28 protein-coding genes are annotated in these 22,643 nt (G+C 69.5%); 22 read left to right on the forward strand and 6 right to left on the reverse strand.

The features are described 5' to 3' along the window. Positions 1 to 3 precede the first annotated feature (3 nt). The 3 genes from pcaH to A5747_RS02810 are packed head-to-tail and all read left to right on the forward strand — an operon-like array spanning position 4 to position 2,547. A complete protein-coding gene (pcaH, locus tag A5747_RS02800) occupies positions 4 to 762 on the forward strand; it encodes a protocatechuate 3,4-dioxygenase subunit beta (RefSeq protein ID WP_076122135.1) in 759 nt (252 codons plus the stop codon). Next, on the forward strand, positions 755 to 1,321 hold the full coding sequence (gene pcaG / locus A5747_RS02805) for a protocatechuate 3,4-dioxygenase subunit alpha (RefSeq protein WP_076122136.1): 567 nt from the start codon (positions 755 to 757) through the stop codon (positions 1,319 to 1,321). The genes pcaH and pcaG overlap by 8 nt, the downstream gene beginning before the upstream one ends. Continuing rightward, a complete protein-coding gene (locus tag A5747_RS02810) occupies positions 1,321 to 2,547 on the forward strand; it encodes a lyase family protein (protein ID WP_076122137.1) in 1,227 nt (408 codons plus the stop codon). Before pcaG ends, A5747_RS02810 begins: the two co-directional genes overlap by 1 nt. Here the strand turns inward: A5747_RS02810 and A5747_RS02815 are convergent. Both A5747_RS02815 and A5747_RS02820 read right to left on the reverse strand, forming a co-directional pair. After that, the gene (locus A5747_RS02815; protein ID WP_076122138.1) at positions 2,533 to 3,201 is read right to left on the reverse strand and encodes a TetR/AcrR family transcriptional regulator; all 669 of its coding nucleotides are present in this window, start codon (positions 3,199 to 3,201) and stop codon (positions 2,533 to 2,535) included. The two genes, A5747_RS02810 and A5747_RS02815, sit on opposite strands and share 15 nt — an antisense overlap. 167 nt (positions 3,202 to 3,368) lie before the next feature. Beyond that, positions 3,369 to 3,974: a DUF2249 domain-containing protein gene (locus A5747_RS02820; protein WP_076122139.1), complete on the reverse strand. Its 606-nt coding sequence runs from the start codon at positions 3,972 to 3,974 to the stop codon at positions 3,369 to 3,371. A gap of 54 nt (positions 3,975 to 4,028) precedes the next feature. On the opposite strand from A5747_RS02820, the gene fdxA reads away from it, so the two are divergent. The 5 genes from fdxA to A5747_RS02845 are packed head-to-tail and all read left to right on the forward strand — an operon-like array spanning position 4,029 to position 6,820. Further along, positions 4,029 to 4,385, forward strand: a complete 357-nt coding sequence (fdxA, locus tag A5747_RS02825; RefSeq protein ID WP_076063878.1) for a ferredoxin — start codon at positions 4,029 to 4,031, stop codon at positions 4,383 to 4,385. 7 nt (positions 4,386 to 4,392) lie between these two features. Further along, the gene (locus tag A5747_RS02830) at positions 4,393 to 5,052 is read left to right on the forward strand and encodes a metalloregulator ArsR/SmtB family transcription factor (RefSeq protein ID WP_233147922.1); all 660 of its coding nucleotides are present in this window, start codon (positions 4,393 to 4,395) and stop codon (positions 5,050 to 5,052) included. Next, the gene (locus A5747_RS02835; protein ID WP_076122141.1) at positions 5,049 to 5,474 is read left to right on the forward strand and encodes a hypothetical protein; all 426 of its coding nucleotides are present in this window, start codon (positions 5,049 to 5,051) and stop codon (positions 5,472 to 5,474) included. Before A5747_RS02830 ends, A5747_RS02835 begins: the two co-directional genes overlap by 4 nt. Before the next feature lie 45 nt (positions 5,475 to 5,519). Further along, positions 5,520 to 5,867, forward strand: coding sequence for a cupin domain-containing protein (locus A5747_RS02840; RefSeq protein ID WP_076122142.1), 348 nt, complete (start codon positions 5,520 to 5,522; stop codon positions 5,865 to 5,867). Between the two features lie 5 nt (positions 5,868 to 5,872). Further along, on the forward strand, positions 5,873 to 6,820 hold the full coding sequence (locus A5747_RS02845) for a nitronate monooxygenase family protein (RefSeq protein ID WP_076122143.1): 948 nt from the start codon (positions 5,873 to 5,875) through the stop codon (positions 6,818 to 6,820). Here the strand turns inward: A5747_RS02845 and A5747_RS02850 are convergent. Then, entirely contained in the window at positions 6,795 to 7,493 is a 699-nt protein-coding gene (locus A5747_RS02850) for a metalloregulator ArsR/SmtB family transcription factor (protein ID WP_076122144.1), read from the reverse strand. The genes A5747_RS02845 and A5747_RS02850 overlap by 26 nt on opposite strands. Positions 7,494 to 7,584: 91 nt before the next feature. On the opposite strand from A5747_RS02850, the gene A5747_RS02855 reads away from it, so the two are divergent. Next, positions 7,585 to 8,052, forward strand: a complete 468-nt coding sequence (locus A5747_RS02855) for a DoxX family membrane protein (protein ID WP_076122145.1) — start codon at positions 7,585 to 7,587, stop codon at positions 8,050 to 8,052. A gap of 7 nt (positions 8,053 to 8,059) precedes the next feature. Here the strand turns inward: A5747_RS02855 and A5747_RS02860 are convergent, their stop codons facing one another. Then, positions 8,060 to 8,560, reverse strand: coding sequence for a DUF1990 family protein (locus A5747_RS02860; RefSeq protein ID WP_076063887.1), 501 nt, complete (start codon positions 8,558 to 8,560; stop codon positions 8,060 to 8,062). Between the two features lie 57 nt (positions 8,561 to 8,617). Here A5747_RS02860 and A5747_RS02865 point away from each other — a divergent pair, with 57 nt between their 5' ends. The 13 genes from A5747_RS02865 (at position 8,618) to A5747_RS02925 (ending at position 20,513) form a co-directional block, all read left to right on the forward strand. Continuing rightward, on the forward strand, positions 8,618 to 9,502 hold the full coding sequence (locus A5747_RS02865) for an aldo/keto reductase (protein WP_076122146.1): 885 nt from the start codon (positions 8,618 to 8,620) through the stop codon (positions 9,500 to 9,502). A 21-nt stretch (positions 9,503 to 9,523) separates the two neighbouring features. Then, positions 9,524 to 10,150, forward strand: a complete 627-nt coding sequence (locus tag A5747_RS02870; RefSeq protein WP_076115873.1) for a PaaI family thioesterase — start codon at positions 9,524 to 9,526, stop codon at positions 10,148 to 10,150. 65 nt (positions 10,151 to 10,215) lie between these two features. Further along, positions 10,216 to 12,267, forward strand: a complete 2,052-nt coding sequence (gene thrS / locus A5747_RS02875) for a threonine--tRNA ligase (protein WP_076122147.1) — start codon at positions 10,216 to 10,218, stop codon at positions 12,265 to 12,267. Beyond that, a complete protein-coding gene (locus A5747_RS02880) occupies positions 12,264 to 12,827 on the forward strand; it encodes an HIT domain-containing protein (protein WP_076122148.1) in 564 nt (187 codons plus the stop codon). Before thrS ends, A5747_RS02880 begins: the two co-directional genes overlap by 4 nt. A 7-nt stretch (positions 12,828 to 12,834) precedes the next feature. Further along, positions 12,835 to 13,485, forward strand: coding sequence for a phosphatidylinositol phosphate synthase (gene pgsA, locus A5747_RS02885; protein ID WP_076122149.1), 651 nt, complete (start codon positions 12,835 to 12,837; stop codon positions 13,483 to 13,485). Next, on the forward strand, positions 13,482 to 14,453 hold the full coding sequence (locus A5747_RS02890) for a phosphatidylinositol mannoside acyltransferase (RefSeq protein WP_076122150.1): 972 nt from the start codon (positions 13,482 to 13,484) through the stop codon (positions 14,451 to 14,453). The genes pgsA and A5747_RS02890 overlap by 4 nt, the downstream gene beginning before the upstream one ends. Continuing rightward, on the forward strand, positions 14,453 to 15,577 hold the full coding sequence (locus A5747_RS02895; protein WP_076122151.1) for a glycosyltransferase family 4 protein: 1,125 nt from the start codon (positions 14,453 to 14,455) through the stop codon (positions 15,575 to 15,577). Before A5747_RS02890 ends, A5747_RS02895 begins: the two co-directional genes overlap by 1 nt. Beyond that, positions 15,577 to 16,605: an NUDIX domain-containing protein gene (locus A5747_RS02900; protein ID WP_076122152.1), complete on the forward strand. Its 1,029-nt coding sequence runs from the start codon at positions 15,577 to 15,579 to the stop codon at positions 16,603 to 16,605. Before A5747_RS02895 ends, A5747_RS02900 begins: the two co-directional genes overlap by 1 nt. 45 nt (positions 16,606 to 16,650) lie before the next feature. Continuing rightward, on the forward strand, positions 16,651 to 17,568 hold the full coding sequence (gene pdxS / locus A5747_RS02905; protein WP_076063903.1) for a pyridoxal 5'-phosphate synthase lyase subunit PdxS: 918 nt from the start codon (positions 16,651 to 16,653) through the stop codon (positions 17,566 to 17,568). 9 nt (positions 17,569 to 17,577) lie between these two features. After that, a complete protein-coding gene (gene tesB, locus A5747_RS02910) occupies positions 17,578 to 18,423 on the forward strand; it encodes an acyl-CoA thioesterase II (RefSeq protein ID WP_076122153.1) in 846 nt (281 codons plus the stop codon). Continuing rightward, on the forward strand, positions 18,420 to 19,016 hold the full coding sequence (pdxT, locus tag A5747_RS02915) for a pyridoxal 5'-phosphate synthase glutaminase subunit PdxT (RefSeq protein WP_076122154.1): 597 nt from the start codon (positions 18,420 to 18,422) through the stop codon (positions 19,014 to 19,016). Before tesB ends, pdxT begins: the two co-directional genes overlap by 4 nt. Before the next feature lie 137 nt (positions 19,017 to 19,153). After that, the gene (locus A5747_RS02920; protein ID WP_076064622.1) at positions 19,154 to 19,906 is read left to right on the forward strand and encodes a YebC/PmpR family DNA-binding transcriptional regulator; all 753 of its coding nucleotides are present in this window, start codon (positions 19,154 to 19,156) and stop codon (positions 19,904 to 19,906) included. A gap of 64 nt (positions 19,907 to 19,970) precedes the next feature. Continuing rightward, on the forward strand, positions 19,971 to 20,513 hold the full coding sequence (locus A5747_RS02925; protein ID WP_198938119.1) for a class I SAM-dependent methyltransferase: 543 nt from the start codon (positions 19,971 to 19,973) through the stop codon (positions 20,511 to 20,513). Here A5747_RS02925 and A5747_RS02930 read toward each other — a convergent pair. Both A5747_RS02930 and A5747_RS02935 read right to left on the reverse strand, forming a co-directional pair. Beyond that, positions 20,510 to 22,093, reverse strand: a complete 1,584-nt coding sequence (locus A5747_RS02930; RefSeq protein WP_076122155.1) for a polyamine aminopropyltransferase — start codon at positions 22,091 to 22,093, stop codon at positions 20,510 to 20,512. The genes A5747_RS02925 and A5747_RS02930 overlap by 4 nt on opposite strands. Further along, on the reverse strand, positions 22,090 to 22,545 hold the full coding sequence (locus A5747_RS02935; RefSeq protein WP_076122156.1) for a DUF350 domain-containing protein: 456 nt from the start codon (positions 22,543 to 22,545) through the stop codon (positions 22,090 to 22,092). Before A5747_RS02935 ends, A5747_RS02930 begins: the two co-directional genes overlap by 4 nt. Between the last annotated feature and the right edge of the window lie 98 nt (positions 22,546 to 22,643).

A 22,643-nucleotide genomic window follows, 5' to 3' on the forward strand; every position in this document is an offset into this window, starting at 1 on the left:
CTCATGAACGCCGAGCGCGCCGCGTCGCAGGCCGACATCACCGCGGAGATCGCGTGCCTGGCGGCCGGCTACCGGCGCGCGGACGGTGCCGGGCCGCAGCCGCGCCTGGACTACCCGCCCTACCGCAGCAGCGCCCTGCGACACCCGAAACACCCTCTGCTGGTTGTCGATCCCGAGGCGGTCGAACGCGAGGCACCGTGCTTCGGCGCCCAGGACGTCGACCCCCTCGACGCCGACCTGACGGCCCGCCACCCGGGCGAGCCGATCGGCGAGCGCGTCATCGTGACCGGGCGGGTCCTCGACGATTCCGGTGCGCCGGTGGCCGGCCAGCTGGTCGAGATCTGGCAGGCCAACGCCGCCGGTCGCTATCACCACCAGCTCGACCAGCACCCCGCGCCGCTCGATCCCAACTTCACCGGCGCCGGGCGCTGCCTGACCGGAGCCGACGGGTCGTACCGCTTTCTCACCGTCAAGCCCGGGCCATATCCCTGGCGCAACCACCGAAATGCCTGGCGCCCGGCGCACATCCACTTCTCGGTTTTCGGCACCGCGTTCACCCAGCGTCTGGTCACGCAGATGTACTTCCCCGGCGACCCGTTGTTCGACCTGGACCCGATTTTCCAGTCCATCCTGGATCCCGCTGCGCGCCAACGGTTGATCGCGCGCTACGACCACGACCTCACCCAGCCGGAATTCGCGACGGGGTACCGGTGGGACATCGTGGTCTGCGGAAGCCGACGAACCTGGACCGAAGATGCCTGAATTAGCTTGTACCCCAGGGCAAACGGTGGGGCCGTTCTTCGGCATGGCATTGCCGTACCCCGGGGGCGGCGACCTGGTCGACGCCGCGCATCCGCGGGCCGTGCGGTTGCACGGCACCGTCTACGACGGGGCCGGCGCCGTCGTCCCGGACGCGCTGGTCGAACTCTGGCAGGCCGACGGCGCCGGCCGAATCCCGCGGCAGGCCGGCTCGCTGCGGCGCGCCGGGACCGGGTTCACGGGATGGGGGCGCGCGGCCACCGACGCGGCGGGCCATTACGCGTTCACCACCCTGGCGCCCGGTTCGGCGAGTGGCGGGCGGCCACCGTTCTTCGCCCTCGTCGTCTTCGCCCGGGGGCTCTTGGACCTCTTGTTCACCCGCGCCTACCTGCCCGGCGCAGACTTGGCCGCCGATCCGCTGCTCAGCGTGATCGACCCCGGCCGGCGGGCCGGCCTGCTGTGTATCGCCGAAAGTGATTCCGGCCGAACGGGTTACCGCTTCGATATCCACCTGCAGGGCCCGAACGAGACGGTTTTTCTGGCATACGGGGACGAGGGGTGATGACGAATCTGCTGTGGCCGGGGGACCATCGGGCCGGCGAGTACATGACGGACTGGGCGCTGCTGCAGTCGATGGTGGCGACGGAGTCCGCCTGGCTGGGCGCCCTTGCCGCCGCCGGCCTCGCACCCGCCGAGTGCGCGAACATGGACCTGGCACACCTGGTGAACCCGACCGATTGCGAGTTGCTCGCCTTCGCCGCCGAGGGCGGCGGCAACCCGGTCATCGGCCTGGTCGAGCTGCTGCGCCAGCGGGCCGTCCCGGCCATCGGGCCGTGGATTCACCGCGGACTCACCAGCCAGGACGTGCTGGACACCGGCCTGATGCTGGCCGTGCGTGCCGCCGCGGATGCCGTCATAGCGCAGCTCACCCAACAGATTTCGACGGTCTCCACCCTTGCCGGAGAACATCGGGCCACCCCGATGGTGGCCCGAACCCTCACCCAGCACGCCGCGCCCACCACGTTCGGCGCCAAGGCGGCGGGCTGGCTGAACGGCGTGCTCGACGCGTGCGAGCGGCTGCGGGCGCTGGCCCTCCCGATCCAGGTCGGCGGCGCCTCCGGAACCCGCGCCGCCACAACGGAATTGGCGACACTGCTCACCGACGCCGACGACCCGGCTGCCGTCTCGGATCGCCTGGCGCTGGACGCGGCCACCGCGCTGGGCCTGGACGTCCGGGCGCCCTGGCACACGACGCGAACACCGGTCACCGCGGCCGGCGACGCCCTCGTCGGCTGCACCGACTGCTGGGGCCGCATCGCCTCGGACGTCCTCACCCTGGGTCGCCCGGAGATCGCCGAACTCAGCGAACCGGCCGCCGAAGGGCGGGGCGGTTCTTCGTCGATGCCACACAAGCGCAATCCGGTGCTGTCCATCCTGATACGGCGGGCCGCCCTGTCGGCGCCGGCGCTGGCGGCGACCCTGCACACCGCGGCGGCGCTGGCCAACGACGAACGCCCGGACGGTGCCTGGCACGCCGAATGGGACACGTTGCGGACCCTGGCGCGGCGGGCCGTGGTCGCGGGTTCCCAGTGCGTCGAGCTGCTGGCCGGCCTGCAGGTTCATCCTGAGCGGATGGCCGAAAACCTCGGCGCAGCAGACGTTCTGGGGGAGCAGCGAGCCATCGCAGAACTGGCGGGGAAGCCGCCGTCGCCGAGCTACTTCGGTGCCGTCGACCGCTTGATCGACGACAGCCTGGCCCGCGCCGAGCGAATGCTACGGGGCGCTTGACGCCTTGCCGTCTTGGTAGATGCTGGCCAGCCAGATGTGCGCCAGCGTGTCGATCACCCGGTCTTCCGCTATTGTCGGCTCCTCGGTGGTGAACGTCGCCGCCATCACTCGCTCGCTCAACATGTTCAGCGCAACCGAAAGATCTTCGGCCGGAACGAGTTTCGGGGCGGCGCCGCGCCCGCGCTCGGCCTCGATCGCCGCCGTGGTGGACCAGATCCACCTGTGCATGAGCGTCGACCACGCCTGCCGCACCTCGGGGTTGGTCGCCTTCGCGGCCGCGCCGGCGACCGCGACCGCGCGGTGCGATCCGGACACCTCGAAGAACGCCTCGATGCGGGCCCGCCACACGGCCACCGGGTCGCCCGGCAATCTGCCGGCCAGCGCCGTGAGGGCCGCGTGCGCCCGGGTGTTCACCTGGTCCAGCAGCGACAGCAACACCGCGTTCTTCGAGGGGAAGTAGAAGTAGAAGGTGGGACGGGAGATGCCCGCGCTCTTCGCCAGGTCGTCCACGGAGAAGTCGGCGAGGGGGCGCTGCGCCAGGAGTCGCTCGGCGGCGGCCAGGATCGCGCGCTCGCGGTCGTCGCCCACGAGGCGAGTGGCGCGGCGGCCCCGGGAGCCATGCACGTATTGGGTTCGCGTCGGCAGCTCGCGCACAGCTAACAACGCTCATCGAAGCGCCGACGATTGTCAACGAAACGGTTGATTAACAACTATGGTCCGTTGATCAGTCGCAACGCCACGACGAACACCGGCACGGGTACCGCCGACCAGACGGACGACCGCGCACAGGGCAAACCACGAGCGCGCGGGCCGTGCGGTCGTCAGACGGCCTGCCGCGCCGGGCTTTGCAGGGGTTCCAGGACCAATGCGTGGCGACGCTGGTGCACGGTGAGATACCGCAGCCCGTCGGGGCCCGCGGCGAACTGGCGTCGCGAACGCCGGGGCAACCACAGCAGCGCCCCGGGGGACAGGTCGATCGTGCCCGTTTCGGTGGTCAGCCGGCCGCCGCCGGACAGCACGTGGATCAACACGTCGAGGTCGGGTCCGGCATGCGAATCGATCGTGCCCCCCGCGGGCAGCGCGATGACATTGGAGTCCAGATCGCGCTCGCGGGCCTGCAGCTTCCAGACCGCCCCGGACGTATCGGCGTCGGCCGTTAACTCGGTGGTGTTAGCCAGGATTCGCGGCGGCGGGGTGGAGGTGAGCTTGCTGATCCGGATCCGCCACACCTGGGGTCCCCGTTCGACGTACTCCCAGCCGTAGCTGCCCGGAAGGTCGGCGTCGAACTCGTCGCGCAGGTGCTTGGGGTCGTGGTTGTTCACCAGGACGAACGACTCGCCGACCGCGAGCGCGGCGTACGTCGCGAAGATCGTCGGGTGCTTGTCCGGCTTCCGCAGCGCGCGTACGTCAAGTTCGTTGTCTGCCATGCACTCTCCCGTTCGATATAGTTTTCACAACTTGTCTTGTGTAAACTCTAGCGCATGACCTACGTGATCGGGAAGCCATGCATCGATGTGATGGATCGGGCCTGCGTGGACGAGTGCCCGGTGGACTGCATCTACGAGGGCGGCCGGGCGCTCTACATCCATCCCGACGAATGCGTGGACTGCGGGGCGTGCGAGCCGGTTTGTCCGGTCGATGCGATTTACTACGAGGACGACCTGCCCGAGGAGCTCAAACCCTACTTGGCCGACAACGAAGCGTTCTTCACCGAAACCCTGCCGGGCCGCGACGCCCCGCTGGGCTCCCCGGGCGGGGCTGCCAAGATAGGTCCACTCGGCGTCGACACACCCCTGGTGGCCGCGCAGCCGGGAGCCGACGACTCTGAAGGAGCGTGAGCCACCGTTGAGCGCGCAGGTCATAGTCTCCGAATCCGTTGGTCGCCGCAGGGAGGTGCTGCGGGTGCTGCGGGCGTCGCCCGATCCGATGAGCATCGTCGCGATCGCGGACGTGCTGGGCGTGCATCCCAACACCGTCCGCTTCCACCTCGACAGCCTGGTCGGCGACGGCCAGGTGGAGCAGGTCGAGCCCGGCCGCAAGGGGCCGGGCCGGCCGCCGCTGATGTTCGCCGCGGTCCGGCAGATGGATCGCGGCGGCACCCGGCACTATCGATTGCTCGCCGAGATACTGACCGCGGCGTTCGCCGCCGAACGCGATCCGCGCGCCAAGGCGCTGGCCGCCGGGCGGGCGTGGGGGCGCAAGCTGGAATCCCTTCCGACGGATGCCACCAACGCCGAGGACGCCATCGACCACCTCGTCGACGTGCTCGACGATCTCGGCTTCGCGCCCGAGCGCCGCGCGGCCGGCGGGGAGCAACAGGTCGGCCTGCGGCACTGCCCGTTCCTGGAAGTCGCCGAGAACCGAACCAACGTGATCTGCCCGGTCCACCTCGGGCTCATGCAGGGCGCCATGGAATCGTGGGGCGCCCCGGTCGCCGTCGACCGGCTCGACGAATTCGTCGAACCGGATCTGTGCCTGGCCCACCTGAAGCTCGTCGCCAAGTGAGCACCGGATCGGCGATCGTCATCGCGATCACGTTCGTCTGGCTCGGCATGGTGCTGGCGATCTCGTTCTTGGAAGCCCCGCTGAAGTTCCGGGCGCCCAACGTCACGCTGCAGATCGGGCTGGGCATCGGCCGGCTGGTCTTTCGCGCCCTCAACACCGTCGAGGTCGGCTTCGGTCTCGTCATCCTCGCGATCGTGGTCGCCGGGCCGACGCCGACGCGCACCGCCGTTGCATTCTTCGTCGCCTTCGCCGCCCTGGCGATCCAGCTGATCGCGGTGCGTCCGCGGCTGACCAGCCGGGCCGACCAGGTGCTCGCCGGGTCGGAGGGGCCGCGCTCGCGCGGTCACTACGTCTACGTCGGCCTCGAGGTGGTGAAGGTGGTTGGCTTGATCGCGGCGGGGATACTCCTACTTACCGCCTGACAAAATCCGTCTCGAAGCCCGCTCCCGATTCGCGAAGGACTCGCCATGGAATCCATATCGTTGACCAGCCTGGCCGCCGAAAAGTTGTCCGAGGCCCAGAAGTCGCACAGCGGGCGGGCCGCACACACCATCCACGGCGGTCACACCCACGAACTCCGGCAGACCGTGCTGGCCCTGCTCGCCGGACACGACCTGTCCGAACACGACAGCCCCGGCGAGGCCACGCTTCAGGTGCTGCAGGGTCACGTGCGCCTGACCGCCGGCGGTGACGCCTGGGAGGGCCAGGCCGGCGACTACGTGGCGATTCCGGCGGAACGCCACGCCCTGCACGCGGTCGAGGACTCGGTCGTCATGCTGACGGTGCTCAAGAGCATTCCGTCGCTCACCCATTAGCCCGGATGTTGTCGACGCCCTGGTCGAACAGCTTCGGCCTGCGGGTGCCCATCGTGAATGCGCCGATGGGCGGGGTGGCCGGCGGCCGGCTGGCCGCCGCGGTGACCGCCGCCGGTGGCCTGGGCATGGTGGGCATGGGCAGCGTCGCGACGCGTGAGTCGCTGCACGCCGAGTTGCGGCACGTACAGGGCAGGTTCGGAATCGGCCTGGTCGATTGGGTGATGCGCAACGAGGCGGGGCTGCTGGAGGATGCCCTGGCCGCGCGGCCCGTCCTGCTGTCGGTCAGCTTCGGTACCGACTGGTCGTGGGTCGGGAAGGCTCACGACGCCGGAATCGCCACTGCCACACAGGTATACGACGCCGACGGAGCCCGTCAGGCGGCCGGCGCCGGGGTCGACGTCCTGGTCGCGCGCGGATCCGAGGGCGGCGGACACGGCGACGTGAAGCTCGCGACGCTGCCGTTGCTCGACACCGTCCTGGATGCGGTGTCGGTGCCCGTGCTTGCCGGTGGCGGGATCGCCTCGCCGCGCAGCCTGGCCGCCGTGCTGGCCGCCGGCGCCAGCGGCGCGTGGGTGGGCACCCGCCTGGCGGCCTGCCCGGAAGCGTTGACCGGCGACGGCAGCCGCCGGGCCCTGATCGCGGCCCGCGCCACCGACACCGCGGTCACCCGGGTCTTCGACGTCGCCAAGGGTATGCCGTGGCCGGCCCGGTTCCCGTCGCGCGTGCTGGCCAACGATTTCGTCTCTCGCTGGACCGGCAAAGAGGAGGTGCTCGATCGGTCGGCCTGCGACGAGCTGGCCGCGGCGACCGCCGCCGACGATCGCAGCATCGCGCCGGTCGACGCGGGTCAGAGTGTGGGCATGATCGGCGACGACGCCTCGGTGGGCGAGGTCATCGAGCGGATGTGCGCGGGCGCGGAGAGCCTGCTCACCGCCTGGGGTCGGCGGGCCTGAGCACCACGCAGCACCGGTCCGGCCCAGGCTGCAACCGGACGTCGGGGCCGTGCGGCGTCAGCGCCGAAGCCACGCCGGTGATCAGCGCGTGGTTCATACCGCAGGCCAGCTCGGTCTGCTCCCGGGCCAGCGCGTGGAACGGGCAGTTGGCGAGTTGGACCGCGCCGTCCACCGGCCGGGGCTGATAGCCGTGCTTGTTCAGCAGCGTGACCGTGCGCTCGAGTGCCGCTGCGGCGTCCGCGGGCGGCCGGGTGGTGGCGGCGATCGTCCTGCCGTAGTCGCGGGCGACCCGGTTCAGCACCTCGACCACCGGCTGCGCGGTGTCCGCGGATTGCGCGATGGCCTCGGCCATCAGGCGCCCGGCCAGCTCGTACTCGCGCTGCGGGAGGCTGACCGCGATGTCCCGTCGGGACCTGCGATACAGCTTTGAGGTTCGTCCCGCGCCGGGGCCGGACCGCCCGGTCAAACGCGCGTACTCCGTTTCGAGCAGTCCCTCGGCGGTTAACCGATCTAGATGGAATTTCGCCTGGTGATGCGGTATGTCGACGGCGTCGGCCGCCTGCTCCCGGCTCACCGGCCCCGGCTGGGCGCACACGAATCGGTACAGCCGCAGGCGCACTGGGTCGGCGAGCGCCCCGATGCCCGCGGCGTCGCGCCCCAGCCCGTCGTCCACGTGAAGCCCATTTCTAACAGACAAAACTCTTGACGCTACAGTCTACAGCTTCTAACGTTCAATTTATCATCCGTTAGAAAGAGAGGTAGTTATGGCTACTCAGCAAGTCGGTGCGGGCCCAGCCCTGGCCGATCAATTGAAGGATCCGGCCTATTCGGCGTACCTCGCGCTTCGCACCGTGTTCACGATCGCGCCGATCCTGTTCGGGCTGGATAAGTTCTTCAACCTGCTGACCCACCCGCATCACTGGAGCATGTATCTGGCGCCCTGGATCGACAATCTGGTGCCCGGGACCGCCGATCAGCTGATGTATGTGGTGGGCGTGATCGAGATTGCGGCCGGGGTGCTGGTCGCGGTCGCGCCGCGGATAGGCGCCTGGGTGGTCGCGGCCTGGCTGGCCGGGATCATCGTCGACCTGCTCACCCTGTCCGGCTTCTACGACATCGCGCTGCGCGACTTCGGATTGCTGGTCGGCGCCGTGGCGCTGGGCCGGCTGGCGCAGGCCGTGCACAGCGGCAGCATCGGAGGCAGCGTCACAGCCGGCGTCGGGCCGCGCTAACCGCGCGTCACACCCCGCGCAGGTATCGCCTCGCGATGATGCGCTGGGCCACCGACACCAGTGGCCTGCCGGCCTTGCTCCACCAGGTCGCGGGCCGGGAGAACGCCGACACCTCCGCGAACACCGCGGAGGTGGTCGGGTCGTGGCGCACCACGAAGCGTTCCTCGCCGGACTCCGGATGGCCCGGCAGGGTGCCGTAGGCGAACCCGCGGATGTCCGGTTCGTCGATGACGTACACGACGCGGCAGGGCGCGGGCAGGAAGCCCATTCGCACCAACACCACGGTGTCGACCTCGGCGACCTCCGAGCTGGCCCGCACCCGCAGGCCGGCGCCGCGTTGCATGCCCCAGCGCATGACCGCGTCGGCGGCCCGCTCGAAACGCTGCCTGCCCGTGCCGATTTGGCGCTGGGTATGGAGGTGCCCGTATCCGGCGGGCAGCTCGAGGGCCGCGGTCGCGCCCACCTCCGAGTACGTCAGCGGAAGTTCTTCTAGCGCTTGTAGGTCCACGTCCTCAGCTTGCCACGCCGAGACGGACGGCCACCCCGTCGGCGTACGGTCGTAGGGGTGACCGCGCAAAACTCTCAGACCACCAAAGCCATAGCCCAAGCCTCCGGAACGTTCACCCTTGGCGGCGATCTGACCGTCAACCGACTGGGTTTCGGCGCCATGCGCCTGACGGGCCAGGGCGTCTGGGGCCCGCCCGCGGACCGCGACGAATGCGTGCGGGTGTTGCGGCGCGCCGTCGAGCTCGGGGTGAACTTCATCGACACCGCCGACTCGTACGGGCCCTACATATCCGAGGACATCATTCACGAGGCGTTGCATCCCTACGACGGGCTGGTGATCGCGACCAAGGCGGGGCTGCTGCGCACCGCCCCGGACGTGTGGATCCCGCTGGGCAATCCGAGCTATCTGCGCCAGGAAGCCGAGATGAGCCTGCGCCGCCTCGGCGTCGACACCATCGACCTGTTCCAGCTGCACCGCATCGACCGGAACTTCCCGTTGGCCGACCAGGTGGGCGAGCTGCTCAACCTGAAAAACGAAGGCAAGATCCGCCATATCGGCCTGTCGGAGATCGACGCCGATCAGCTCAAGGAAGCCCAACGGGTCGCGCAGATCGTGTCGGTGCAGAACATGTACAACCTGTCGTCCCGGGGCGCCGAACCGCTGCTGGACTACGTGACCGAGCAGGGCATCGGCTTCATCCCGTGGTTCCCGCTGGCCGCCGGGCCGCTGGCCGCGCCGGATGGCCCGCTGCAACGCATCGCCGCCGACCATGACGCGACGCCGTCGCAGCTGGCGCTGGCCTGGTTGCTGAAACGGTCGCCGGTGATGTTGCCGATTCCGGGCACGTCCAAGGTGGCGCACCTGGAGGAGAACGTCGCCGCCGCCGAGATCACCCTGTCCGACGACGAGTTCGAGACCCTGGCGGCTGCCGGAGCACAGTAACGGGCCACGCAATACGGTGTCCTGGTGGGCGGCGACCATCAGAAACACCCCGGCGGTGGATTCAATCCGCCCGAACCGACGGTCAAGGGCGGGCCCGACTACGGCCGGTTCGTCGACGCGGTACGCAAGCTGCAGGACCACGCCCGTGCCGTCGACGCGCCCGACGAGGTGATCGCCGAGGCGGCGGACCAACTGGAGAAGGTGTCGGCGCTGCTGGCTCCGTTCGACGGCGACGAATGGCAGTCACCGTCGGGACGCCGGATGGATCTGCCCATGCGGGGCAACGTTCTGACGGTGCCCATGTCGGCGCGCAAGGGCGAGGACGGCCGGATCCACGGCTGGGCCCGCTTCGCGCGATTTCATCTGGGCCGCAACGGCGCCGTGCATGGCGGCGCGTTGGGGCTGCTGTTCGACACGGTGCTCGGGCTGACGTCGGCGGTGCTGACCGGCGGTCCCTATCAGCGCACCGCCTACCTCAAGATCGACTACCGCCACATCGTGCCGATCGAAAAGGAACTACAGATCGATGCCGGGGTCGACCGGGTGGATGGGCGCAAGATCTTCGTGTCGGGCCGGTTAAGCGACGGCGACACCCTGCTGACCGAAGCCGACGCCCTGTTCGTGCGGCTCAAGCCTGGGCAACCCTGACAGCCCCACCCCGATAGCATTGCAACGATCACGCACGTCAACCCAAGCCTTGGAGACCCAACCCGATGAGTGCTCCCGCAAACCCGGCCCCAGCAGCCCCGATCCGGGTGCCTGCCGGGACGACCGCGGCCGCCGCGGTCGGCGAGGCGGGCTTGCCGCGCCGGGGGACGCCCGACGCGATCGTGGTGGTGCGCGACGCCGAAGGGAAGCTGCGCGACCTGAGCTGGGCGCCCGATGCCGACGCCGAGGTCATCCCGGTGGCGGCCAACACCGACGAGGGTCGCAGCGTCATCCGGCACTCCACCGCACACGTGTTGGCGCAGGCCGTGCAGGACCTGTTCCCGCAAGCCAAGTTGGGCATCGGACCGCCCATCACCGACGGCTTCTACTACGACTTCGACGTGGCCGAGCCGTTCACGCCGGAGGACCTGGAGGCGCTGGAAAAGCGGATGCGCCAAATCGTCAAGGACGGCCAGCTGTTTTCCCGGCGGGTCTACGAGTCCAAGGAGCGGGCGCGCGAGGAGTTGGTCAACGAGCCCTACAAGCTCGAGCTCGTCGACGACAAGTCGGGTGACCCCGACGTCATGGAGGTCGGCGGCGACGAACTCACCGCCTATGACAACCTCAATCCCCGCACCCGCGAAAGGGTTTGGGGCGATCTGTGCCGCGGCCCGCACATCCCCACCACCAAGCACATCCCGGCGTTCAAGCTGACCAGAAGCTCCGCGGCCTACTGGCGCGGCGACCAGGAAAACGCCAGCCTGCAACGCATCTACGGCACCGCATGGGAGTCGCAGGAGGCGCTCGAGCACCACCTGACGTTGATCGAGGAGGCCCAGCGCCGCGATCACCGGAAGCTGGGCGCCGAGCTGGACCTGTTCAGCTTTCCCGACGAAATCGGTTCCGGCCTAGCGGTTTTCCACCCCAAGGGCGGCATCGTGCGCAGGGAGCTGGAGGAGTATTCGCGGCGCAAACACATCGAGGCCGGCTACGAGTTCGTCAACACCCCGCACATCACCAAGGCGCAGCTGTTCCACACCTCGGGCCACCTGGACTGGTACGCGGACGGCATGTTCCCGCCGATGCACCTCGACGCCGAATACAACGACGACGGAACGGTGCGCAAGCCGGGCCAGGACTACTACCTCAAGCCGATGAACTGCCCCATGCACACGCTGATCTTCGGTTCGCGGGGGCGCTCGTATCGCGAACTTCCGTTGCGGCTCTTCGAATTCGGCACGGTGTACCGCTACGAGAAGTCCGGCGTGGTGCACGGGCTGACCCGCGCCCGCGGATTCACCATGGACGACGCGCACATCTTCTGCACCCGCGAACAGCTGCACGACGAGCTGGCTTCGCTGCTGCGCTTCGTGCTCGAGCTGCTCGGCGACTACGGGCTGGAGGACTTCTATCTGGAGTTGTCCACCAAGGACCCCGACAAATTCGTCGGCTCCGAACAAGTGTGGGAGGAAGCCACCGCCACGCTGGCCGACGTCGCCCGGGAGTCGGGCCTCGAACTGGTTCCCGATCCCGGGGGCGCCGCGTTCTACGGCCCGAAGATCTCGGTGCAGGCCCGCGACGCGCTGGGCCGCAGCTGGCAGATGTCGACCATCCAGGTGGATTTCAACTTCCCGGAGCGCTTCGAACTGGAGTACACCGCCGCCGACGGGAACCGGCGGCGCCCGGTGATGATCCACCGCGCGCTGTTCGGGTCGATCGAGCGGTTCTTCGGCATCCTCACCGAGCACTACGCCGGGGCGTTCCCGGCGTGGCTGGCCCCCGTCCAGGTGGTCGGCATCCCGGTTGCCGACGAGCACATCGCCTACCTGGAACGGGTTGCCGCCCAACTGAAGTCGCACGGGGTGCGGGTCGAGGTGGACGGCAGCGACGACCGGATGGCCAAGAAGATCGTCCACCACACCGGCCAGCGGGTGCCGTTCATGCTGCTCGCCGGCGACCGCGACGTGGCTGCCGAGGCGGTGAGCTTCCGCTTCGGCGACCGCACGCAGATCAACGGCGTGCCCCGCGACAGCGCGGTCGACGCGATCGTCAAGTGGATAGCCGATCGCGAGAACGCCGCTCCCAGCGCCGAATTGGTGAAAGTGGTCGGGCCGTGAGCGGTCGGGAGGAAGCGGAGGACACCATCGTCGACACCGGCGTCGGCGAGAGCGATCATCTGCAGCGGTTATGGACGCCGTACCGGATGACCTACCTCGCCGAGGCGCCGATGAAGCGCGACAACGCCGGCACCGAGCAGCCCTTCACCGACATCCCTCGGCTGTCCGACGAGGACGGCCTGGTGGTCGCCCGGGGCGAACTCGTCTACGCCGTACTGAATCTCTACCCGTACAACCCCGGTCACCTGATGGTGGTGCCCTACCGGCGGGTCTCCGAACTCGAGGACCTGACCGACGCGGAGAGCGCGGAGCTGATGGCGTTCACCCAGAAGGCAATTCGCGTCATCAAGAACGTGTCGCACCCGCACGGCTTCAACGTCGGGATGAACCTGGGCACATCGGCGGGGGGCTCGCTGGCCGAACACCTACACGTGCACGTCGTGCCGCGCTGGGGCGGCGACGCGAACTTCATCACCATCGTCGGTGGCGCCAAAGTGATCCCGCAGTTGCTGCGCGAAACGCGCCAGCTGCTGGCCACGGAGTGGGCCCGGCAACCATGAGGCAGCGATGAGTAAGGTGCACTTCCTGTCGCGGGCCGCGTTCACGCGGATCAGCACCCCGACGGCGCGGGCGTGCCTGCGGATGGGCTTGACGCCGGACATCGTCACCATCCTGGGCACCGTCGTCGCGGTGGCGGGCGCGCTGACGCTGTTCCCGATGGGCAAGTTGTTCGCCGGCACGCTGGTCGTCTGGTTCTTCGTCCTGTTCGACATGCTCGACGGCGCGATGGCCCGCGAGCGCGGCGGCGGCACCCGCTTCGGCGCGGTGCTCGACGCGACGTGCGACCGCATCAGCGACGGCGCGGTGTTCTGCGGGCTGCTGTGGTGGATCGCGTTCGGCCTGCACGACAAACTGCTGGTGGTCGCGACCTTGATCTGCCTGGTCACCTCGCAGGTGATCCCCTACGTCAAGGCCCGGGCCGAAGCCAGCGGGCTGCGCGGCGACGGCGGCATCATCGAACGGCCAGAGCGGTTGATCATCGTGCTGGTCGGCGCCGGGCTGTCGGATCTTCCGGTGTACCCGTTGCCGTGGGCGCTGCCGGTGGCGATGTGGCTGCTGGCCGCGGCCAGCCTCGTCACCTGCGTGCAGCGGTTGCACAGGGCGCGCAGTTCGCCCGGCGCGACCGATCCCATTCCGCCCGGAACGGGCCAGCCATGATCGCCACCCCGGCCGGCCTGAAAGTCTTCGGCCTGCCCCGCAGGTTCGCGGGCCGCCTGATGGGCCGCACCGCGTCGGACTGGGCGTACGCGACCGGCTGGCTGGCGGTACGCGCGATGCCGGAATTCGCCGCGCGCACCGCATTCGACACCGGGGCGCGCTACGCGGCCCGCAACGGCGGGCCGGACCAGCTGCGCAAGAACCTGGCCCGCGTGATCGGGGTGGCGCCGGCCGACGTGCCCGACGAGCTGATGCGGGCCTCGCTGGCCTCCTACGGCCGCTATTGGCGGGAGGCGTTCCGCCTGCCGACCATGGATCTGCCCGCGCTGGCCCGCCAGCTGCACGATTCGGTCCGGGGGATCGACAACCTGGAAAAGGCGCTGGCCGCGGGCCGCGGGGTGGTGATGGCGCTGCCGCACAGCGGCAACTGGGACATGGCCGGGGTCTGGCTGGCCCAGACCTTCGGCACCTTCACCACCGTCGCCGAGCGGCTCGAACCCGAATCCCTCTACAACCGTTTCATCGCCTATCGCGAAACACTCGGCTTCGAAGTGCTGCCGCTTTCCGGCGGCGAACGGCCCCCCTTCGAGGTGTTGTGCGAACGGCTGCGGGACAACCGGGCCGTGTGCCTGATGGCCGAGCGCGACCTCACCCGCACCGGCGTCGAAGTCGAATTCTTCGGCGAGGCCACCCGGATGCCGGCGGGGTCGGCGAAGCTCGCCATCGCGACGGGGGCGGCCCTGTTGCCGGTGCACTGCTGGTTCGAGGACGGCGACGTTCAAGGCTGGGGAATCTCGATCCACCCCGCGCTGGACTGCAGCAGCGGCGACGTGCGCGTCATCACCCAGGCGCTGGCCGACCACTTCGCCGCGAACATCGCCGCCCACCCGGCCGACTGGCACATGATGCAGCCGCAATGGCTGGCCGATCTGTCCGAAGCCCGGCGGGCCCGGCTCAAGGAAGCCTGATGCGCATCGGGATGGTCTGTCCCTACTCGTTCGACGTACCGGGCGGGGTGCAGTCGCACGTGTTGCAACTCGCCGAGGTGATGCGCGCTCGCGGGCACGAGGTCAGCGTGTTGGCGCCGGCTTCGCCACACGTGTCGCTGCCCGACTACGTCGTGTCCGCCGGCCGGGCCATCCCGATTCCCTACAACGGGTCGGTGGCGCGGCTGCAGTTCAGTCCGGCCGTGCACGGCCGGGTCCGAAAGTGGCTCACCCAAGGCGAATTCGACGTGCTGCACCTGCACGAGCCGAACGCGCCCAGCCTGTCGATGTGGGCGCTGCGGGTCGCCGAGGGCCCGATCGTCGCCACGTTTCACACCTCGACCACCAAATCGCTGACGCTGTCGGTCTTTCAGGGTGTGTTGCGGCCCTGGCACGAGAAGATCGTCGGCCGCATCGCGGTGTCCGACGTGGCGCGGCGCTGGCAGATGGAGGCGCTGGGCTCCGACGCGGTGGAGATTCCCAACGGGGTCGACGTCGATTCCCTGGCCCACGCGGCGCCGCTGGACGGCTATCCGCGGCCGGGCAAGACGGTGCTGTTCCTGGGCCGCTACGACGAGCCGCGCAAGGGCATGTCGGTGCTGCTCGACGCGCTGCCCCGGGTGGTCGAGCGCTTTCCCGACGTGCAGCTGCTGATCGTCGGTCATGGCGACGAGGACGAATTGCGGGACCAGGCAGGCGAATTGGCGCAGCGCATGCGGTTCCTCGGGCTGGTGGACGACGCCGGCAAGGCCGCGGCGATGCGCAGCGCCGACGTCTACTGCGCGCCCAACACCGGCGGCGAGAGCTTCGGCATCGTGCTGGTTGAGGCCATGGCCGCCGGCACCCCGGTGGTGGCCAGCGACCTCGACGCGTTCCGCCGCGTGCTGCGCGATGGCGAGGTCGGGAGCCTGGTGCCGGTCGGCGACGCCGGCGCACTGGCCGACGCGCTGATCGAGGTGCTGGACGACGACGTGGCGCGCCAGCGCTATGTGGCGGCGGCCTCCGACGCGGTCCGCCGCTACGACTGGTCGGTGGTGGCCAGCCAGATCATGCGGGTCTACGAGACCGTTGCCGGGTCGGGCATCAAAGTTCAGGTGGCCAGCTGATGGTCTGGCTGGTCGTCGCCGCCGTCACGCTGGTCGTGGTGCTGGCGGTGTGCGGCGCCTGGGCCTATCAGCGGGCCACTCGGCTGGACCGGTTGAACGTGCGCTACGACCTGTCCTGGCAGGCGCTCGACGGCGCGCTGGCGCGGCGCGCGGTGGTGGCCCGCGCGGTCGCGATCGACGCCTACGGCGGCGCCCCGGAGGGTAGGCGCCTGGCGGCCCTGGCCGACGCCGCGGAACGCGCGCCCCGCCAAGCGCGGGAGAACGCGGAAAACGAGCTGTCGGCGGCGCTGGCGATGGTGGATCCGGCGTCGTTGCCCGCGGGCCTGATCGCCGAGCTCGCCGACGCCGAGGCCCGCCTGCTGCTGGCCCGCCGTTTCCACAACGACGCGGTCCGCGACACCCTCGTGCTGGCCGAGCGGCGCATGGTGCGCGCGTTGCGGCTCGGTGGAACAGCCGCGCTGCCAACCTATTTCGAGATCGTGGAACGCCCCCACGCGTTGGCGCACAGCCACCACGGCGCGCCCAGCCACCGCACCTCGGCGCGGGTGGTGCTGCTCGACGAAACGGGCGCGGTGCTGCTGCTGTGCGGTTCGGACCCGGCGATCACCGACGGCAGCGCGCCGCGGTGGTGGTTCACCGTCGGGGGCGAGGTGCGCCCCGGCGAACGGCTGGCCGAGGCCGCCGCGCGGGAGCTCACCGAGGAAACCGGCCTGCGGGTCGCGGCGGCCGACATGGTCGGACCGATCTGGCGGCGCGACGAGGTGTTCGAGTTCAACGGCACGCTGATCGACAGCGAGGAGTTCTACCTGGTGCACCGCACGCGGCGATTCGAGCCGTCCCTGGCGGGGCGCACCGAGCTGGAACGCCGCTACATCCACGGCGCGCGGTGGTGTGATGCGAATGACATCGCGGAGCTGACCGCCGCCGGCGAACAGGTCTACCCGCTGCAACTGGGCGAACTGCTGCCCGCGGCCCTCCGGCTGGCGGACGACGCCCGCGGCCCCGGGGTGCTCGAGTCGATCCGCTGATCGCGAGAAAACCCCCTTGTCGCTGACCACTAGAGTGGAAGCGCAATGTCTGAGGAAAAGAAGAAGCCAGTGGAGTCGAATCAGGCCACGGGAACGGCCCGGGTCAAGCGCGGCATGGCCGAGATGCTCAAGGGCGGCGTCATCATGGACGTCGTCACCCCGGAGCAGGCCCGCATCGCCGAGGGCGCCGGCGCCGTCGCGGTGATGGCGCTGGAACGGGTGCCCGCCGACATCCGCGCCCAGGGCGGGGTGTCGCGGATGAGCGACCCCGACATGATCGAGGGCATCATCGCCGCGGTCACCATCCCGGTGATGGCCAAGGCCCGCATCGGGCATTTCGTCGAGGCGCAGATTCTGCAGAGCCTCGGCGTCGACTATGTCGACGAGTCGGAGGTGCTGACCCCCGCCGACTACACCCACCACATCGACAAGTGGAAGTTCACCGTGCCGTTCGTGTGCGGGGCGACGAACCTCGGCGAGGCGCTGCGGCGCATCAACGAGGGCGCGGCCATGATCCGCTCCAAGGGCGAAGCGGGTACCGGAGACGTCTCCAACGCGACCACCCACATGCGGGCCATCGGCGGCGAGATCCGCCGGCTGACGTCGCTGTCCGAAGACGAATTGTACGTCGCGGCAAAGGAATTGCAGGCGCCCTACGAACTCGTCGTCGAGGTGGCGCGCGCGGGCAAGCTGCCGGTCACGCTGTTCACCGCGGGCGGCATCGCCACCCCCGCCGACGCGGCGATGATGATGCAGCTCGGCGCCGAGGGCGTGTTCGTCGGCTCGGGCATCTTCAAGTCCGGTGATCCCGCGGCGCGTGCCGCCGCGATCGTGAAGGCCACCACGTTCTTCGACGACCCCGACGTGCTGGCCAAGGTGTCCCGCGGCCTGGGCGAGCCGATGGTCGGCATCAACGTGGAGCAGATCGCGCAGCCGCATCGCCTCGCCGAACGCGGCTGGTAAAAACGTTCCGTGGCGATCGAAGAGATCCTTGATCTCGAGCAACTCGAGGTCAACATCTACCGCGGCAGCGTGTTCAGCCCGGAATCCGGATTCCTGCAACGCACCTTCGGCGGTCACGTCGCCGGCCAGTCGTTGGTGTCGGCGGTGCGCACCGTCGACCCGCAGTACCAAGTCCACTCGCTACACGGCTACTTCCTGCGGCCCGGCGACGCCCTGGCGCGCACGGTTTTCATCGTCGAGCGCACCCGCGACGGCGGCTCGTTTGCCACCAGGCGCGTCAACGCCATCCAGCACGGCGAAATCATTTTCAGCATGGGGGCGTCGTTCCAGACCGACCAGGAAGGCATCCACCACCAGGACCCCATGCCGGCCGCACCGCCCCCCGACGGGTTACCCGGGCTGAACTCGATCAAGGTCTTCGACGATGCGGGCTTCAAGCAGTTCGAGGAGTGGGACGTCTGCATCGTGCCGCGCGAGCGCCTGCAGCTCTCGCCGGGCAAGGCCGCGCAGCAGCAGGTGTGGTTTCGCCACCGCGACCCGCTGCCCGACGACCCGGTGCTGCACATCTGCGCGCTGGCGTACATGAGCGACCTCACGCTGCTGGGCTCGGCGCAGGTCACCCACCTCGACGTGCGCGAGCACCTGCAGGTGGCATCGCTGGACCACGCGATGTGGTTCATGCGGGCGTTCCGGGCCGACGAGTGGCTGCTCTACGACCAGAGCTCGCCGTCCGCCAACGGGGGTCGCGCGCTCACCCAGGGCAAGATCTTCACCCAGACCGGCGAGATGGTCGCGGCCGTCATGCAGGAGGGGCTGACCCGCTACAAACGCGGATTCCGGCCCTCTGAACAGTGAACACGCCGCGGATCGGCGTGCTGGCGCTGCAGGGTGACACCCGCGAGCACCTCGCCGCGCTGCGCGAAGCCGGCGCCGACTCGATGCCGGTTCGCCGCCGCAGCGAGCTCGAGGCGATCGACGGCTTGGTCATTCCCGGCGGCGAATCCACCACCATGAGCCACCTGCTGCTCGACCTTGACCTGCTCGAGCCGTTGCGGGCGCGGCTGGCCGACGGCCTGCCTGCCTACGGCGCGTGCGCCGGCATGATCCTGCTGGCCAGCGAGATCCTCGACGCCGGCGCGGGCGGACGCGAGGCGCTACCCTTGCGTGCGATCGATATGACGGTGCGGCGCAACGCTTTTGGACGGCAGGTCGACTCGTTCGAGGGCGACATCGAGTTCACGGGCCTCGACGGCCCGGTGCGGGCGGTGTTCATCCGCGCCCCGTGGGTCGAGCGCGCCGGTGACGGCGTGCAGGTGCTGGCCCGGGCCGCGGGGCACATCGTCGCCGTGCGGCAGGGCCAGATGCTGGCGACGGCTTTCCACCCCGAGATGACCGGCGATCGCCGCATCCACCAGCTGTTCGTCGACATCGTCAACGGCCGGCACTGAAGCCTGGTCACTATCCCTCCCGTTCTGTGACAGGTGGGGAGGCTGAGTCGATAGGGGCAGCGTCGGGGTATCGACGCGGTCCGTACACGTAGACTCGTTGATCGGATTTCAAGCAACAGAAGAGGTACGACACACCGATGAGCGGCCATTCCAAGTGGGCCACCACCAAGCACAAGAAGGCCGTCATCGACGCCCGCCGCGGCAAGATGTTCGCGCGGTTGATCAAGAACATCGAGGTCGCGGCTCGCGTCGGTGGCGGTGACCCCGCGGGCAACCCGACCCTGTACGACGCCATCCAGAAGGCGAAGAAGAGTTCGGTGCCCAACGACAACATCGAGAAGGCGCGCAAGCGCGGGGCCGGCGAGGAAGCCGGCGGCGCCGACTGGCAGACGATCACCTACGAGGGCTACGCGCCCAACGGAGTGGCGGTGCTGGTCGAGTGCCTGACCGATAATCGCAACCGTGCGGCCAGTGAAGTCCGAGTGGCGATGACGCGCAACGGCGGAACGATGGCCGATCCGGGATCGGTGGCCTACCTATTCACCCGCAAGGGCGTCGTCACCCTCGAGAAGAACGGCCTGACCGAAGACGATCTGCTGGCCGCGGTGTTGGACGCCGGTGCGGAGGACGTCACCGATCTGGGTGACAGCTTCGAGATCATCACCGAGCCCACGGATCTCGTCGCCGTGCGAACCGCCTTGCAGGAGGCCGGGATTGACTACGACTCCGCCGAGGCGGGGTTCCAGCCGTCGGTGACCGTTCCACTCGATGCCGACGGCGCGCAAAAAGTCATCCGGCTGGTCGACGCGCTCGAAGAGAGCGACGACGTCCAGGACGTCTACACCAACGCCGACATCCCCGACGAGATCCTGGCCCAGATCGAGGAGTGAGCTGAGCGGTCCTGTCGTCAACCATCACGCCGACCACCCGGGCTTTGCCGGGCCGATCGGTGTGGTGGCCGCGCTCGGCATGCTCGTCATGGGGCGCCGCTACGCGGGCCTGGCCGTCGACCTGGCATCGGTATCCGACTCCGACCGTGTGGTCGACGTCGGCTGTGGTCCGGGCAACGCGGCACGTGCCGCCGCCCGGCGGGGCGCCGAAGTCATAGGTGTCGACCCGAGCCCCGTCATGTTGCGTCTCGCCCGCGCGACGACCCGCGACCCCAGCGTCAGCTGGTCGCCCGGCGGCGCCGAGGAGCTGCCGGTGGACGCCGGCTGGGCAACCGTCGCGTGGTCGCTGAAGACCGTGCACCACTGGAAGGACGTGACCGCCGGCCTCGCCGAGCTGCGACGAGTGCTGGCGTCGTCGGGGCGCCTGCTCGTGATGGAGCGCCGGGTGCAGCCCGGGGCCACAGGACTGGCGAGCCACGGGTGGACCGAACAACAGGCGAATTCCTTTGCGGCGCAATGCGACACAGCCGGCTTCATAGGCGCGCGCATCGACCAGCATCCCGTCGGCAAGACTACCGCGTGGGTGGTGCGAGCGGCGGCGCCCTAGTCGTAACCGTGCCGCATGTCGTCGACGATGCGCGGGTTCTCCAGCGTCGAGGGATCCAGCGTTCGGGGCCCGACGTCGCCGGCGAACACCGTGGCGGCCGCGAGCACCTGCGGGTTGAGGAAGCGCAGCGGCGGCGCATCGGCCGGCAGGGTGGCGCTCGGCGGGATCTCGCCGCGGCGCGCCAGCGCAAACCCCCAGTCGCCGAACGTCGGCACGTGCACGTGGTAGGGCGTGACGGCGTAGCCGGCGGCGTGGATCGTCGACACCGTGCGCCAGAACGCCGTCGGCGTCGAAAACGGGCTGCCGGCCTGCACGACCACCAGGCCGCCGGGCGCCAGCGCATGCGCGGCGAGCGAATAGAACTCGGTCGAATACAGCCGCCCCAGCACCGGGGTGTCCGGGTCGGGCAGGTCGATGATGATCGCGTCGAAGCCCTGCGGCGGGCGCAGCTCGGGGTGCGGCGCCCGAAGCCAGCGCATCGCGTCGTCGATCACGACGGCCACGCGCGGGTTGTCCAGCGCCCCGCGGTTGGCGTCCCGCAAGGTGGTGCGCGCCAACTCGATCATCGCGGGGTCGAGCTCGACCTGCACGATCTTGCCGACCCCGGGTTGGCGCAGCAGTTCGCGCGCCGCCAGGCCGTCGCCGCCGCCCAACACGAGCACCGACCGGGCGCCTTTGACATCACCGCCGAGCGCGGGGTAGACGAGGCTCTCGGTGTAGCGATATTCGTCGCGGGTGGAAAACTGCAAGCCCCCGTCGAGGTAAAGGCGGGTGTCGTTGTCGCGGCGGGTGATCACGATCTCCTGGTAGGCGGTGTGCCGGTAGGCGATGATCGGGTCGGCGTAGAGCCGTTGCCGGCTGGTGGTCTCGATGTCGTGCGACCGCACCAGCAGCGTGACCAGCACCCCGAGCGCCGCCGCGAGCGCGCACAACGCCGTCGCCAGCTGCCGGACGGAAACCACCCGGCGCAGCAGGAACATCGCCACCACGGCGGCCGCTACCAGGTTGATGATCCCGGTCGCCGCGGCCCCGCGGATCATCCCCAGATGCGGCAGCAGCAGGAACGGCCAGACCAGTCCACCCACCAACGCACCCAGGTAATCCGCCGCGTTCAGGTTGGCCAGCGTCCGGCCGGCATCCGTGGCGCCCGCGATGCGGCCCCGCTGCAGCAGCGTCATCAGCAGCGGCACCTCGGCGCCGACCAGGCCGCCGATCAGGGCGGTGCTCACCGCCAGCACCCACGTCGACCCGTCGACGAACGCGAACACCACGTACAGCGCCGCCGCCGACAGGCCGCCGATGATCCCCAGCGCCGCCTCGACGGCGATGAAGGTGATGGCGGCGTGCCTCAGCAGCGGCTTGATCGCCAGGGCGCCCGCACCCAGCGCGGCGATGTATCCGGCGACGATCAGCGAGGTGGCGACGATGCCGCCGCCGTTCAGGCTCGCCGACAGCGTCAGCAGCGCCAGCTCGTACACGATGCCGCACGCCGCGCACGCCGCGACGGCGGCCAGCAGCACGGAACGCCACCGCCGCGACGAATCCGTGGCCGCGGGCGCCAACGATTCGACGGTGGTCATGACACCGCCGCCGCGGTCACCCCTCCCACCGCCAGCAGTATCAGCGCCACCGCGAACGCACCGGGATGCAGCTCCGGCTCGTCGACGTGCTCGTGGAAACTACCCGGTATCAGCAGGTGCATCGCCAGCAGCGCTATCCCCAGCAGGATCACGCCCACCAACCCGTACACCGCCACCCCGACGAGTCCCTGGCCCAGCTGGCTGTAGCTGTTGGCGATGGCGCTGATGATCACGGTGGCCAGCGCGATGTACATCGCGCCCGCGACGACGACGGCGTTGGGGCGACGATCGATGAACACCAGTTGGCGCAGCTTTCCCGGGGTCAGCCAGTCGACCATGTAGAAGCCGACGAGCAGCACGGCCATGCCCACTCCGAAGTACAGGATCGTCGCGACTACGCCCTTGAAGATTGGATTGAGGTTGACATTCCCGATCTCGACGGCGAGGTACATCCTTGTCTCCTTTGGGTTTTGGCGCTACTTGTTCAGCGGATCGCCCGACGAGGTCGCCGACACGCTCGCCGACTACCAGGCGCCCGACGCGCGGGCCG

Source organism: Mycobacterium sp. IS-836 (assembly GCF_001954275.1).
Taxonomy (GTDB): Bacteria; Actinomycetota; Actinomycetes; order Mycobacteriales; family Mycobacteriaceae; genus Mycobacterium.

What these genes read in the sequence shown, in the direction of transcription:
- A5747_RS02895 (WP_076122151.1), top strand. Translation starts at nt 14,453, where the DNA reads ATGCGCATCGGGATGGTCTGTCCCTACTCGTTCGACGTACCGGGCGGG.
- A5747_RS02930 (WP_076122155.1), bottom strand. Translation starts at nt 22,093, where the DNA reads ATGACCACCGTCGAATCGTTGGCGCCCGCGGCCACGGATTCGTCGCGG.
- A5747_RS02900 (WP_076122152.1), top strand. Translation starts at nt 15,577, where the DNA reads ATGGTCTGGCTGGTCGTCGCCGCCGTCACGCTGGTCGTGGTGCTGGCG.
- A5747_RS02845 (WP_076122143.1), top strand. Translation starts at nt 5,873, where the DNA reads ATGTTGTCGACGCCCTGGTCGAACAGCTTCGGCCTGCGGGTGCCCATC.
- A5747_RS02935 (WP_076122156.1), bottom strand. Translation starts at nt 22,545, where the DNA reads ATGTACCTCGCCGTCGAGATCGGGAATGTCAACCTCAATCCAATCTTC.
- fdxA (WP_076063878.1), top strand. Translation starts at nt 4,029, where the DNA reads ATGACCTACGTGATCGGGAAGCCATGCATCGATGTGATGGATCGGGCC.
- A5747_RS02840 (WP_076122142.1), top strand. Translation starts at nt 5,520, where the DNA reads ATGGAATCCATATCGTTGACCAGCCTGGCCGCCGAAAAGTTGTCCGAG.
- pcaH (WP_076122135.1), top strand. Translation starts at nt 4, where the DNA reads ATGAACGCCGAGCGCGCCGCGTCGCAGGCCGACATCACCGCGGAGATC.
- pgsA (WP_076122149.1), top strand. Translation starts at nt 12,835, where the DNA reads ATGAGTAAGGTGCACTTCCTGTCGCGGGCCGCGTTCACGCGGATCAGC.
- thrS (WP_076122147.1), top strand. Translation starts at nt 10,216, where the DNA reads ATGAGTGCTCCCGCAAACCCGGCCCCAGCAGCCCCGATCCGGGTGCCT.
- A5747_RS02890 (WP_076122150.1), top strand. Translation starts at nt 13,482, where the DNA reads ATGATCGCCACCCCGGCCGGCCTGAAAGTCTTCGGCCTGCCCCGCAGG.
- pdxS (WP_076063903.1), top strand. Translation starts at nt 16,651, where the DNA reads ATGTCTGAGGAAAAGAAGAAGCCAGTGGAGTCGAATCAGGCCACGGGA.
- A5747_RS02920 (WP_076064622.1), top strand. Translation starts at nt 19,154, where the DNA reads ATGAGCGGCCATTCCAAGTGGGCCACCACCAAGCACAAGAAGGCCGTC.
- A5747_RS02810 (WP_076122137.1), top strand. Translation starts at nt 1,321, where the DNA reads ATGACGAATCTGCTGTGGCCGGGGGACCATCGGGCCGGCGAGTACATG.
- A5747_RS02855 (WP_076122145.1), top strand. Translation starts at nt 7,585, where the DNA reads ATGGCTACTCAGCAAGTCGGTGCGGGCCCAGCCCTGGCCGATCAATTG.
- A5747_RS02820 (WP_076122139.1), bottom strand. Translation starts at nt 3,974, where the DNA reads ATGGCAGACAACGAACTTGACGTACGCGCGCTGCGGAAGCCGGACAAG.
- pcaG (WP_076122136.1), top strand. Translation starts at nt 755, where the DNA reads ATGCCTGAATTAGCTTGTACCCCAGGGCAAACGGTGGGGCCGTTCTTC.